General features: G+C 73.0%; 1 protein-coding gene. It reads right to left on the bottom strand.

What is annotated here, in order from left to right; translation table 11 throughout:
• Window positions 1-18: 18 nt before the first annotated feature.
• A complete protein-coding gene (locus tag NZH93_RS21000) occupies window positions 19-14895 on the bottom strand; it encodes a type I polyketide synthase (RefSeq protein ID WP_259624849.1) in 14877 nt (4958 codons plus the stop codon).
• Window positions 14896-14944 lie beyond the last annotated feature (49 nt).

The following is a 14944-nucleotide window of genomic DNA, read 5'->3' as shown; positions in this document are numbered from 1 at the left end:
TCCGCACTTCGGGGCTGATCAGGAGTTGCTGCTGTCGAGGGCCATCGAGACGAGGTCGTCGACGTCCATGTCGTCGACCGAGTCCCCGTCGTCGGCGGTCGGTTCGGCGGTGTCCGGTTCGGCACCGTTCACGAGCCGCAACAGGGCGTCGAGCAGGCCCGCGTCGCGCAACCGGTCCAGCGAGAGTCCGGCGAGCGCTTGGCGCACCTCGGTTTCCGCCGCGTCACCCAGGAGTTCGGTGCGCAGCAGGTCCACGAGGACGAGCGGGGTCGGGTAGTCGAAGACGAGCGTGGCGGGCAGCTTCAGCCCCGTCGCGCCGTTGAGGTTGTTGCGCAGCTCCACCGCCGTGATCGAGGAGAAGCCGAGTTCGCGGAACGCCCGGTCGGCCTCGATGCCGCCCGAGTTGGCGTGGCCGAGCACCGCGGCGACCTGCTCGCGCACCAGGTCCAGCAGCGCGCGGTCGCGGTCGGCCTCCGGCAGTGCCAGCAGCCTGGTCCGCAACGCGCTGTCCCCGTCCGAGGCCTCGACGGTGAGTGCCTTCCGCACCTCCGGCAGGTCCGCGATGAGCGGGCTCGGCCGGGTGGCGGTGAACAGGGCCGCGAAGCGGTCCCACTCGACGTCGGCGACGGTGACGGTGGTGTCGCCGGACTCGACGGCCTGCCGCAGCGCGGCGACCGCCCGTTCCGGCCGCAGGGCGGGGAGTCCGCCGCGGCGCAGCACCTCGTCCTGCTCTCCACCGGCCCACGGACCCCACGCCACCGAGAGCCCGGCGAGCCCGCGGGCCCGGCGCTGTTCGGCCAGCGCGTCCAGGAACGCGCTGCCCGCCGCGTAGGCGGCCTGGTTGGCGCTGCCCCAGACACCGGCCGTGGAGGAGAAGACCACGAACGCGTCCAGCGGGGTGTCGCCGAGCAGGTCGTCGAGATGCGCCGCGCCCATGACCTTGGCGGACAGCACGGCGGAGAACTCGTCGAGGCCGTGGTCCCGCAACGGGGTCGACTGGCTGACCTCGACCGCGTGCACCACGGCGTTCGGCGCGTGCTGGTCGACCACCACGGCGGCCTGGTCGCGGTCGGCCACGTCGCAGTGCACGACGGTGGTCCGCACGCCGAGTCCCGCCAGCTCGGTCAGCAGGTCACCGGCTTCGGGGGCGTCCGGCCCGGCCGTGAGCACCAGGTGTTCGGCGCCCGCACCGGCCAGCCAGCGGGCGACCTGCCCGCCGAGCGCGCCGGTACCGCCGGTCACCAGCACGGTGCCGCGCGGCGTCCACGGACCGGTGGACGGCCCGGCGGGCGCGTGCGCCAGCCTGCGGGCGAGTACACCGGAGTCGCGGATCGCGACCTGGTCCTCCGGCCCCACGAGGACGCCGACGAGGTGGTCCAGCGCGGTGGTGTCGAGGGTTTCGGGCAGGTCGATCAGCCCACCCCAGCGGTCGGGGTGCTCCAGTGCGGCGACCACGCCGAGACCCCAGATCTGGGCCTGGGCGGGGCTGAGCACCGGGTCGGCCGCGCCGGTCGACACCGCGCCGCGGGTCGACACCCACAGCGGGGCGCCGATCTCGGCGTCACCGAGCGCCTGCACCAGCACCAGGGTGTCGGTGGCGCTGTCGGACAGCGACAGCACGCCGTCGACCGCGTCGACGGTCGCCAGCGCGGCGGTCAGGGCGGCGGTCAGGGCGGCCCGGTCGTCGGACGCGCCGACGGTGACGACGTCGAGCCCGCGCTGTCCGAGGCCGACGGCCAGTTCGGACTCCTCGACCCCGGCCGGGGAAACGACCAGCCAGCGGCCGGTGGCGGTCGCGCCGCCGTCGGCGACCGGCGTCCACTCGACGCGGTAGCGCAGGGCGTCCGTGCCGGGGTTCTCGTCGGAGGCGAGCCAGAAGCGCTCGCGCTGGAACGGGTAGGTGGGCAGGTCGATCCGGCGGGCGCCGGAACCGGCGAAGAACGGCGTCCAGTCCACCGGCACCCCGCGCACGTGCAGTGCGGCGAGCGCGTTCAGCAGTGCGGGGACCTCGGCCTTGTCCGCCCGCTGCGTCGGCACCAGCGTGGCGTCGGTCGCGCTCTCGGCGCCCATCGCGGTCAGCACCGCGTCCGGGCCCAGCTCCAGGAACGTCGACACGCCCGCGGTTTCCAGCGTGCGCACGGCGTGGGCGAAGCGGACGGTGTCGCGGACGTGGTGGACCCAGTAGTCGACCGAGGTCAGCTCCTCGGCGGTGGCGAGTTCACCGGTCAGCGTGGAGACGATCGGGATGCGCGGCGCGGAGAACGTCAGTTCCTTCGCCACCACGCGGAACTCCTGCAGCATGGCGTCCATGCGCGGCGAGTGGAACGCGTGCGACACGCTGAGCCGCTTGGACTTCCGGTCGGCAAAGTGCGCGACGACCTGCCGCACGGCGTCTTCGTCACCGGCCACGACGACCGACGACGGCCCGTTCACGGCGGCGAGGGAGACCCGGTCGTCCAGGTGCTCCAGCACTTCACCCTCGGTGGCCTGGAGGGCGACCATCGCGCCGCCGGTCGGCAGGGCCTGCATCAGCCGACCGCGAGCACCGACCAGCGTGGCGGCGTCGTCCAGGGTCAGGACGCCGGACACGTGGGCCGCGGCGAGTTCGCCGATGGAGTGGCCCGCGAGGAAGTCGGGCTTGACGCCCCACGACTCGGTGAGCCGGAACAGCGCGACCTCGACGGCGAACAGCGCGGGCTGGGTGTAGCCGGTCTGGTCGAGCAGGTCGGCGTCCTCGCCGAACACGACGTCGCGCAGCGGCAGGTCGAACCGGGCGCACACCGCGTCGAACGCGTCGGCGAACACCGGGAACGCCTCGTACAGCTCACGCCCCATGCCCAGCCGCTGCGAACCCTGTCCGGTGAACAGGAAGGCCAGTCGTCCGGTCGCGGTGGCGCCGCGCACCACCTCGGGCGCCCCGGTACCACCGGCGACGGCGGTGAGGCCGCGCTCCAGCTCGTCCGGGCCGTTGGCGATGATGACCGCGCGGTGCTCCAGCCCGGCGCGGCCGGTGGCCAGCGTGAGGCCGATGTCGGTCAGGTCGGCGTCGATCGACCGGAGTCGAGCGGCCTGGTCGCGCAGGGCGGCGGGAGTCTTGGCCGACAGCAGCACCGGCACGACCGGCAGCGCGTGACGTTCAAGCACCGCAGCGACGAGCTGGGAAGGATCAGAACTTCCGAAGCCGCTGTTCGCGGCTTCGGGCGCCTGCTCCAAGATGGCGTGAGCGTTGGTACCGCTCATGCCGAACGACGACACCCCGACCCGGCGAACGCGACCCGTGGAGGGCCACTGCACGGTCTCGGTAGCCAGTTCAACCGCGCCGGAGGTCCAGTCGACCTGGGCCGACGGCTCGTCCACGTGCAGCGTCCTCGGCACGATCCCGTGCCGCATCGCCAGCACCGACTTGATGATCGCGGCGACACCGGCGGCGGCCTGCGTGTGGCCGATGTTGGACTTCACCGAACCCAGCAGCAGAGGCGTTTCCCGGTCCTGGCCGTAGGTCGCGAGCAGCGCCTGCGCCTCGATCGGGTCGCCAAGGGCGGTACCCGTGCCGTGCGCCTCGACGACGTCCACTTCGGACGGTGCCAGGCCCGCGCGGTCCAGTGCTCGGCGGATGACCCGCTGCTGCGAAGGACCGTTCGGGGCGGTCAGGCCGTTCGAGGCGCCGTCCTGGTTCACCGCCGTGCCCCGCACGACGGCGAGGACCTGGTGGCCGTTGCGCTGCGCGTCGGACAGCCGCTCCACGAGCAGCATGCCGATGCCCTCGCCCCACGCGGTGCCGTCGGCGCCGTCGGCGAACGCCTTGCAGCGCCCGTCCACGGCCAGGCCGCGGTTGCGGGAGAAGTCGATGAACGCGCCCGGCGAGGACATGATCGTCACGCCACCGGCGAGCGCCAGGTCGCACTCGCCGTTGCGCAGCGCCTGGACCGCGAGGTGCAGGGCCACCAGCGAGGACGAGCAGGCCGTGTCGACCGTGACGGCCGGGCCTTCCAGGCCGAACGTGTAGGAGATGCGGCCGGAGAACACGCTGGCCGCGTTGCCGGTGCCGAAGAATCCCTCCAGCTCGCTGGGCAACGAGGTGAGCGTGGTGCCGTAGTCCTGGCCGTTGGTGCCGGCGAAGACACCCACCTGCTGGCCGCGCACGGACGTCGGGTCGATCCCGGCCCGCTCGAACGCCTCCCACGAGGTCTCCAGCAACAGGCGCTGCTGCGGGTCCATCGCCAGGGCCTCGCGCGGCGAGATCCCGAAGAACGCCGCGTCGAACTCCCCCGCCTCGTGCAGGAACGCGCCTTCACGGGCGTAGGACTTGCCCGCCGCGTCCGGGTCCGGGTCGTACAGGTCGAGGTCCCAGCCGCGGTCGGTCGGGAACCCGGTCACCGCGTCCCGGCCCTCCACGAGCAGGCTCCACAGGTCTTCCGGCGACGAGACGCCCCCGGCGAAGCGGCACGACATGGCCACGATCGCGATCGGGTCGTCGGTCACGGCGGCGGTGACCGGGGTCAGCGCTGTCGTGGTCGATTTGGCGGAACGCGAACCCACCAGCTCGGTCCGCAGGTGCGCGGCGAGCGCGGCCGGGTTCGGGTAGTCGAACACCAGCGTCGCGGGCAGGCTGAGGCCGGTCGCGGAGACGAGGCTGTTTCGCAGCTCCACGGCGGTCAGCGAGTCGAAGCCGAGTTCCTTGAACGCCCGGTCCGGGCGGACGGCGTCGGCGGAGGCGTGGCCGAGCGCGGAGGCAACCTGCGCGCACACCAGTTCCACCAGCGCGTGGGACTGCTCGGCCTCCGGCAGCGCCGCGATCCGGCGGGCCAGCGACGACTCCTCGGTCGGCTGGACGGGCTTCTCCGCGACCTCGGGGAGTTCGGCGAGCAGCGGGCTCGGGCGGGCGGCGGTGAAGACCGGCGCGAACCGGGTCCAGTCGACGTCGGCGACGGTGATCGTCGTGTCGTCGGCGCGGATCGCCTGGCGCAGCGCGGTGATCGCGGGCGCGGTCGCCATGCCCACCACGCCGCGGCGGCGCAGTTGCTCGGCGGCGTCGCCCTCGACGGCCATGCCCGCGTCGGCCCACGGGCCCCAGGAGACCGCCAGCGCGGTCAGCCCGCGGGCCCGGCGGGACTCGGCGAGCGCGTCCAGGTGGGCGTTGGCGGCGGCGTAGGCGGACTGGCCGCCGCTGCCCCAGATGCCCGCGATGGAGGAGAACAGCACGAAAGCGTCGACCTCGCCGACCAGCTCGTCCAGGTGCTGGGCTCCGGAAACCTTGCCCGCCAGCACCTGCGCGAACGTGTCGAGCTGATGTCCTTCCACGGCTTCGGTGTGGTCGGTGCCCGCGGCGTGGAAGACGGCCGTGGGCGGGTGTTCGGCGACGAGCGCGGCGACGGCGTCGCGATCGGCGGCGTCGCACGCGGCGATCGTGACGCGAGCGCCCAGCGCTTCGAGTTCGGCGGTCAGCTCGGCGGCACCCGGTGCTCCGGCTCCACGGCGGGAGGTGAGCACCACGTGCTCCGCACCCGCGCCGGCGAGCCAGCGGGCGACGTGACCGCCGAGAGCGCCGGTGCCGCCCGTGACCAGGACGGTGCCGCGCGGCGTCCACGCCGTGCCACCGGCGGCGGGGGCGGGCACGAGCCTGCGGCCGAAGACGCCGGACGAGCGGACGGCGACCTGGTCCTCGGACCCGGCCAGCACGGCGGCGAACCGGTCCGCCGCGCGCTTGTCCAGGTCGGTGGGCAGGTCGACCAGGCCACCCCAGCGCTCGGGGTGCTCCAGGGCGACGACCCGGCCGAATCCCCACACCTGCGCGGCTTCGGGGGTGCTGGGGCGGTCGGCGCGGCCGGTCATCACGGCTCCGCGCGTCACCAGCCACAGCGGCGCGTCGACGTCGGCGAGCGCCTGCGTGCTCAGCAGCGCCTCGGTGACGTCGGCCGGGAACGCGAGCACGCCGTCGAACCGGCCGAGACCGGCGGCGTCGGCCGGGTCCGCGACGGTGACGACCTCGACCCCGCGGTCGGTCAGCGCGGTCAGGGAGTCGTCGGTTCCGACGGCCAGCCAGCGGCCGCGGGCCACGGCGGTGCCGACGTCGGTCGGCCGCCACTCGACCCGGTAGCGCCAGCCGTCGACGGTGGATTCGCTGCGGGCGTCCCGGCGCCAGCGGGACAGCACCGGCAGCACGGCGTCGAACGCCCGCGAGTCCTCTTCGGACAGTGCGGCGCCCAGCGGTGCGAGGTCCTCGTGCTCGACGGCGTCCCAGAACTTGGCCTCGACGGAGTCCGGCGCGTACCCGGCCTCCTTGGCGGGCTCGAACCACAGGTGTTCGCGCTGGAAGGCGTAGGTGGGCAGGTCGACGCGCTGCGCGCCGCTGCCCTCGTAGAACGCGGACCAGTCGACGCGGACACCTCGGGAGTGCAGGTGGCCGACCGCGCGCAGCAGCGCCTTGGCCTCCGGCCGGTCGCGGCGCTGGCCCGCGACCAGGACGGCCTCGGTGACGGAGTCCTGGCCCAGCGCGGTGAGCACGCCGTCCGGGCCCAGCTCCAGGAACGTGCGGACACCGCCCGCCTCCAGCGTGCGGACGGCGTCGGCGAACCGGACGGCGTTGCGCACGTGGCGGACCCAGTAGTCGGGCGACGCCAGGTCCTCCGGGTCGGCGAGCTGCCCGGTGAGCGTGGACACGATGGGGATGCGCGGCTCGTGGAACGTGAGCCGGTCGGCCACCGCGCGGAAGTCGTTGAGCATGGCGTCCATGCGCGGCGAGTGGAACGCGTGCGAGACGCTGAGCTTCTTGGTGCGGCGGTCGGCGAAAGCGGCCACGACGGCGTTGACCGCGTCGTCGTCACCGGCCACGACGACGGACGTCGGGCCGTTGATCGCGGCGATCGACACGCGGCCGACGAGCCTGGCCCTGACCTCGGATTCGGTGGCCTGGACGGCGACCATCGATCCGCCGGTAGGCAGGGCCTGCATCAACCGGCCGCGAGCGCCGACGAGCGCGCAGGCGTCGGCCAACGACAGGACCCCGGACACGTGGGCGGCGGCGAACTCGCCGATGGAGTGGCCCGCCAGGTAGTCGGGCTTGACGCCCCACGACTCGACGAGCCGGTACAGCGCGACCTCGACGGCGAACAGCGCGGGCTGCGTGAGCCCGGTCTGGTCGAGCGCGTCGGCGTCCGTGCCGAACACGACCTCGCGGACCGGCACGTCGAACTGCGCGCACACCTCGTCGAAGGCCTTGGCGTACCGGGGGAACGTCTCGTACAGCTCGCGGCCCATGCCGAGCCGCTGCGAGCCCTGGCCGGTGAACAGGACGGCGACCGCGCCGTCCACCACGGCACCGGTCGGCGCCCGGCCGAGCACCAGCGCGTCCAGGCCGTCGATCAGCTCGTTCCAGTCCTCCGCCACGACGACCGCGCGGTGGTCGAACGTCGTCCGCGTGGCGATGGACGAGTAACCGACGTCGGCCAGCTCGGTGTTCTCGTCGTGCAGGTAGGCGGCCAGGTTCGCGGCCTGCTCGCGCAGCGCCTCGGCCGTCTTGCCCGACACCACCACGGGAACCAGCGGAACGGCCGTGCGCTCGACCTTCTTCGGCCGGGCGGCTGGCGCTTCCTCGAGGATCAGGTGGGTGTTCGTGCCCGCGATGCCGAACGCCGACACGGCGGCCCGACGCGGACGACCGGTCGCGGGCCACGGGGTGTTCTCGGCCAGCAGCTCGACGGACCCGGCGGCCCAGTCGATGTGCGGCGACGGCTCCTCGACGTGCAGGGTCTTCGGGGCGACGCCGTGGCGCAGCGCCTCGACCATCTTGATGATGCCCGCGAGACCGGCGGCGGCCTGCGTGTGGCCCAGGTTGGACTTCAGCGAGCCCAGCAGCACCGGGCGGTCACGGTCCTGGCCGTAGGTGGACAGGATCGCCTGCGCCTCGATCGGGTCACCGAGTCGCGTTCCGGTGCCGTGCGCCTCGACCACGTCGACGTCGGCGGCGGACAGGCCCGAGTTGGCCAGCGCCTGGCGGATGACCCGCTGCTGCGACGGGCCGTTCGGGGCGGTGAGGGTGCTGGACGCGCCGTCCTGGTTGATCGCGCTGCCCTTGACCACGGCCAGCACCTCGTGGCCGTTCTTGCGGGCGTCGGACAGGCGCTCCACCAGGAGCATGCCGACGCCTTCCGACCAGCCGGTGCCGTCGGCGCCGGAGGAGAACGCCTTGCAGCGGCCGTCGGGCGAGAGACCGCTCTGCGTGGCGAACTCCGCGAAGACGGACGGCGTCGCGAGGACCATGACGCCGCCGACGAGCGCGCTGTCGCACTCCCCGTTGCGCAGGGCCTGCGCGGCGAGGTGCAGGGCGACGATCGAGGACGAGCACGCGGTGTCGACGGTGAACGTCGGGCCTTCGAGGCCGAACGTGTAGGCGATGCGGCCGGACATGACGCTCGGGGTGATGCCGGTGAGCACGAGGCCCGCCAGCTCCTCCGGGATGTCCATGCCGTCGCCGTAGTCGGTGGCGCTGCCGCCGATGTACACGCCGATCTGCTTGCCCCGCACGGAGGTCGGGTCGAGGCCCGCCCGCTCGAACGTCTCCCACGTGGTTTCGAGGAGCATCCGCTGCTGCGGGTCCATCGCCAGGGCTTCGCGGGGGTTGATGCTGAAGAAGTCGCGGTCGAACGAGGTCGCGGTCTCGACGAAACCGCCGCCGGACACATCGAACCCGAGCTTGGTGGCCCAGCCGCGGTCGGTGGGGAACGGCGTGATCGCGTCGCGGCCCGAGGTCACGAGGTCCCACAGGTCCTCCGGCGACCGGACGCCGCCGGGCAGGCGGCACGCCATCGAGACGATGGCGATCGGCTCGTCGGAGCCGACCGTGGACGCGACGGCCTTCTTGGCCCCGGCGTCGCCGGTGTCGACCAGTTCTTCGCGGAGGTGACCGGCGAGCGCCTGGGGTGTCGGGTAGTCGAAGACGACGGTGGCGGGCAGCCGGAGTCCGGTGGCGGAGCTGAGGGTGTTGCGGAGTTCCACGGCGGACAGGGAGTCCAGGCCCATGTCGACCAGACCGCGACCGGCCTGGACCTGGTGGGCTGAGGAGAACCCGAGGACGATGGCGACCTGGCCGCGGACCATGTCCAGCAGCAGTTCGTCCTGCTCGGCGGGGCTCAGCGCCGCGAGCTTCTGGCTCCACTGCGAGGATTCCGCGCCGCTGCCCGCGGTGGCCCGGCGGACCGGCTGGCGGACCAGGCCGCGCAGCAACGGGTGCAGCTCGGTCTTGCTCGTGCGCAGCGCGGCGAGGTCGAGCTTGATCGGGACGGCCACGGCCGCGTCCAGCGCGAGCGCGGCGTCGAACAGCGAGAGGCCCTCGGGCACCGACAGCGCCGGGATGCCCGCGCGGGCCATGCGGGCGAGGTCGACCTTCGACAGGCCCGCGCCCATGCCCGCGCTCTGGTCCCAAAGGCCCCAGTCCATCGCGACGGCGGGCAGGCCGAGCGAACGGCGGTGGGTGGCGAGGCCGTTGAGGTAGGTGTTCGCGGCGGCGTAGTTGGCCTGGCCGGGCGAGCCCAGCAGACCGGCCGACGACGAGAACAGGGCGAACACGGCCAGGTCGCGGTCGAGGGTCAGCTCGTGCAGGTGCCACGCGGCGTCGACCTTCGGCGCGAAGACCGCGTCGAACCGTTCGGGCGTCAGGGATTCCAGGATGCCGTCGTCGAGCACACCGGCCGTGTGCACGACACCTGACAGGGTCGGGATGCCCGCCAGCAGCGCTTCCACGGCCGCGCGGTCCGACACGTCGCAGGCGACCACGTCGACCTGGGCGTCGAGTTCCGCGACCAGCTCGGCCGCGCCGGGCGCGTCCAGGCCACGACGTGAGGTCAGCACGAGGTGCTGCACACCCTGGCCGACGAGGTGCCTGGCCAGTTCCGCGCCGAGTCCGCCGGTGCCGCCGGTGATCAGCACGGTGCCGTCGAGCTTCGCCGGGATCGTGAGGACGACCTTGCCGATGTGCTTGGCCTGCCCGAGGTAGCGGAACGCCTCGGGCGCGCGGTGCAGGTCCCACGTGGTGACCGGCAGCGGGTGCAGGTCGCCCGCGGAGAACCAGTCGTAGAGCTGGTAGAGCATCTCGCGGATGCGCTCGGGCCCGGCCTCGATGAGGTCGAACGCCTGGTAGGTCACGCCGGGGTACTGGGCCGCGACCTCGTCGGCGTCGCGGATGTCGGTCTTGCCCATCTCCACGAACCGGCCGCCGTCGCCGAGCCCGGCCAGGCGCAGCGAGGCGTCGACGAACTCGCCCGCGAGGGCGTCCAGGACGACGTCGACACCCCGACCGCCGGTGGCGGTGACGAACTGCTGCTCGAACTCGGTGGTGCGGGAGGAGGCGATGTGGTCTTCGGGCAGGTCGGCCGCGCGCAGCACGTGCCACTTGCCCGTGGAGGCGGTGCCGTAGACGTCGGCGCCCAACTGGCGGGCCACCTGCGTGGCGGCCATGCCGACACCACCGGCGGCGGCGTGGACCAGCACCGACTCGCCGGGCTTGAGGCCGCCCAGGTCGTTGAGGCCGTACAGGGCGGTCAGGAACACCAGCGGCACGGCGGCGGCTTCGGCGAACGACCAGCCGTCGGGCATCGGGCACACCATGCGGTGGTCCGCCAGCGCGACGGGGCCGAACGAGGCGTCCATCATGCCCATGACCCGGTCACCGACGGCCAGCCGGTCCACATCGGACCCGACGGCGAGCACGACACCCGCGGCTTCCAGGCCCATCAGGCCCGCGTCGCCGGGGTACATGCCGAGGGTGTTCATCACGTCGCGGAAGTTCACGCCCGCCGCGCGGACGCCGATCCGGACCTGGTCGGGTTCCAGGTCGCGCTCGGCCTCCGGCCACGGGACGGTGATCAGGTTGTCGACCGTGCCCTTCGCGGAGAAGTCCAGCCGCCACGGGCCTTCGGCGTCGAAGCGCGGGACGGTCCCGGCGAACGCGCGGACCAGGCGGGGCGCGTAGGCCTTGCCGCCGCGGACGGCGAGTTCGCTCTCGCCGCTGGCGACCTCGGTGCCCAGCAGGCCGTCCGGGGCGTCGACCAGCACGATCCGGTCCAGGTGCTCGGACTGCGCGGTGCGGATCAGGCCGGACACGGCGGCGTGCGCGAGGTTCGTCGTGTTCTCGCCGGGCAGCGCCGTGACGGCCCCGCTGGTCACCACGACCAGCACGGCGTCGGACTCCTCGGCGAGGAACGCCTGCACGTCCGCGAGCACGGACGCGGTGACCTCGCGGACGTCGCCGTCCGGGACGACCAGCGTGACCGTGCCGGCGTCGGGTTCCTTGTCCTCCAGGGACAGCGGGGTCCAGTCGATGCGGAACAGCGAGTCGGGGTGCCCGGTCGCGGCCTTGAGCAGGTCGCCACCGATGGGCCGCAGCACCAGGGAGTCAATCCGCGCGACCGGCGAGCCGCCGCCGTCGGCGACGACCACCTCGACGGCGTCGCCGTGGCCGGTCGGGGAGATCTTGGCGCGCAGCACCGTGGCACCGGCCGCGTGCAGGCTGACGCCGTTCCACGAGAACGGCAGCGAGCCGCCCTCGCCCTTGCCCGAGCTGAGCGCGAGGGCGTGCAGGACGGAGTCGAGCAGCGCGGGGTGCACGCCGAACTTGGCCGCCTGGCGGTGTTCCGAGTCGGGCAGCGACACCTCGGCGTACACGTCGTCGCCGTCGCGCCACGCGGCCTTGAGGCCCTGGAACACCGGGCCGTACGCGAGACCGGCTCCCGCCAGGTCGTCGTAGACGGTGCCCAGCTCGATCGCCTCCGCGCCGGGGGGCGGCCACGCGGCGAGGTCGAACCCGGCGGCCACGGTCTCGTCCGCGAGGACGCCGATGGCGTGGGTGGTCCACGCCGTCTCCTCGTCGCCTTCGGGGCGGGAGTACAGGGTGACCGGGCGGCGGCCGGAGCCGTCGGGCTCGGCCACCGACACGCACACCATGACGCCGCCGCGCTCCGGCAGCACCAGCGGTGCCTGGAGCAGCAGCTCGTCGAGGTGGCCGCAGCCGAGCTGGTCGCCCGCGCGGATGGCGAGGTCGACGAGCGCGGTGCCGGGCACGACGACGTTGCCCGCGACCACGTGGTCGGCCAGCCAGGCGTTGGCCGAACGGGACAGGCGGGCGGTGAACAGGGCTTCGCCGTTGGGCGACAGCAGGACCGCGCCGAGCAGCGGGTGGTCGGTGACGCCGAGACCGGCGGATCGCACGTCCTGCTTGGACTTCGTGCCGTCGAGCCAGTAGCGCTCGCGCTGGAACGCGTAGGTGGGCAGCTCGACGCGGACCGCGCCGGTGCCCGCGAAGTAGGCCGACCAGTCGACCCGCACGCCACGGCTGTGCACCGCGCCCAGCGCGGAGACGACGCTCCGCACCTCGGAGCGGTCCTTGCGCAGCGCCGGGACGAGGGCGGCGGTCGTGGTCTCGGCGGCCATCGCGGTCAGCACGCCGTCGGGGCCCAGTTCCAGGAACGTCGCCACACCAGCGGTTTCCAGGGTCTTCACCGCGTCGGCGAAGCGGACGGCCTCGCGGACGTGCTTGACCCAGTAGTCCGGCGAGGTGATCTCCTCGGCGGTGACGAGCTTGCCGGTCAGCGTGGAGACGATGGAGATCATCGGGGCGCGGAACGACAGACCCTCCGCCACCGTGCGGAACTCGGCGAGCATGCCGTCCATGCGGGGGGAGTGGAACGCGTGGGACACGGTGAGACGCTTGGACTTGCGGTCGGGGAACTGGGCCACCACGGCGGTGGCCGCGTCCTCGTCGCCCGCGATGACGATCGAGCGGGGCCCGTTGATCGCGGCGATGGACACGCGGTCGGTCAGGTGGGGCCGGACCTCGTCCTCGGTGGCCTGCAAGGCGATCATCGCGCCGCCGGTCGGCAATGCCTGCATCAGCTTGCCGCGCGCCGTGACCAGCGCGGCGGCGTCGGCCAGGGACAGCACCCCGGCGACGTGCGCGGCGGCCAACTCGCCGATGGAGTGGCCCGCCAAGAAGTCCGGGCGAACGCCCCAGGACTCGACCAGGCGGTACAGCGCGACCTCGATGGCGAACAGGGCGGGCTGGGTGAACTCGGTCTGGTTGAGGAGATCCTCGTCGGTGATCGCCTCTTCGAGGCGAGGGTCGAGGTGCGCGCACACGGCGTCGAACGCCTCGGCGTACACCGGGAACGCGGCGTGCAGCGCCTGCCCCATCGCGATCCGCTGCGAACCCTGGCCGGTGAACAGCACGGCGGTGCGGCCGATGACGGCCTCGTCGCGGACCAGGCCGGGCGCGGTCGAGCCGTCGGCCAGTGCGACGAGACCGGCGAGCAGGTCGTCGCGGCCGTCGGCGACCAGCACCGCGCGGTGCTCCAGGTTCGCCCGCGTGGTGGCGGCGGAGAACGCGAGGTCGGCGAGGTCAGTTCCCTGCTCCACCAACGGGACCAGGTTCGCGGCCTGTTCCCGCAACGCCTCGGCCGTCTTGCCGGACAGCACCACCGGAACGACCGGCAGTTCGTGGCGCTCGGCCGTTTCGACGTCGAGTTCTGGCGCCTGTTCCAGGATCGCGTGGGCGTTGGTCCCGCTGTAACCGAAAGACGACACACCGACCCGACGGGCGTGGCCGGTCTCGGGCCACGGGCGGGTTTCGGTGACCAGCTCGGCCGCGCCGGAACTCCAGTCGATCTGCGGCGACGGCTCGTCGACGTGCAGCGTCTTGGGGATGACGCCGTGCTGGAGCGACAGGACGGTCTTGATCACCGCGGCGACACCGGCGGCGGCCTGCGTGTGGCCGATGTTGGACTTGACGGACCCCAGCAGCAGGGGACGCTCGCGCTCCGGCCCGTAGGCCGCGATGAGCGCCTGCGCCTCGATGGGGTCGCCGAGCTTCGTGCCGGTGCCGTGGGCCTCGATCACGTCGACGTCCACCGGGGACAGACCGGCGTTCGACAGCGCCTTGCGGATCACGCGCTGCTGCGACGGGCCGTTGGGGGCGGTGAGGCCGTTGGACGCGCCGTCCTGGTTGACGGCCGAGCCGCGCACGACGGCGAGGACCTGGTGGCCGTTGCGGCGGGCGTCGGACAGCCGCTCCACCAGCACGAGGCCGACGCCGTCACCCCACACCGTGCCGTCGGCGCCCGCGGCGAAGGACTTGCAGCGGGAGTCGGCGGACAGGCCGCGGGCGCGGCTGAAGTCGATGAACGCGCCGGGCGTGCACATGATCGTCGCGCCGCCCGCGAGCGCGAGGTCGCACTCGCCGTTGCGCAGCGCCTGGACGGCGAGGTGCAGCGTCACCAGCGACCCGGAGCAGGCGGTGTCGACGGTGACGGCGGGACCTTCGAGCCCGAACGTGTAGGAGAGGCGGCCGGACACCATGCTGGCGGCGGTGCCGGTGCCGATGTGGCCTTCGAGACCGGCGAAGTCACCCTCGGTGACGACGGAGAAGTAGTCCTGGCCGTTGGTGGAGGTGAACACACCGGTGCGGCTGCCGCGCAGGGACTGGGGGTCGATGCCCGCGCGTTCGAACGTGCGCCACGCGGTCTCCAGCAGCAGCCTCTGCTGCGGGTCCATCGTGATCGCCTCGCGCGGCGAGATGCCGAAGAAGCCGGGGTCGAAGTCGGCGGCGCCGTCGACGAAGCCGCCCTCGGTGATGTAGGAGGTGCCCTCGTTCTCGGGGTCCGGGTGGTACAGGTTCTCCAGGTCCCACCCGCGATCGGTGGGGAACGGCACGATCGCGTCGCGGCCTTCGACGATGAAGTCCCAGAGCTGTTCCGGCGAGGAGATCCCACCCGCGAAACGGCAGTCCATCGCGACAATGGCGATGGGTTCCTGCCCTTTCTCCTCCACCTCCTGCAAACGGTGGCGCGTGTTGTGCAGGTCCGCGGTCACCCGCTTGAGGTAATCACGAAGCTTCTGCTCGTTGGACATTCAACGCCACCTCTTCACAGAAACCAGCACGTCTCCGGCACTTCCGACA

It is taken from the genome of Umezawaea endophytica, from assembly GCF_025061645.1.
GTDB classification, from domain to species: domain Bacteria; phylum Actinomycetota; class Actinomycetes; order Mycobacteriales; family Pseudonocardiaceae; genus Umezawaea; species Umezawaea endophytica.
Note: the sequence above shows the minus strand (reverse complement) of the source record. Positions and strands in the feature narration are given on the sequence as shown.

Coding starts and splice junctions, on each gene's coding strand:
- NZH93_RS21000 (WP_259624849.1), bottom strand. CDS start 14,895: ATGTCCAACGAGCAGAAGCTTCGTGATTACCTCAAGCGGGTGACCGCG.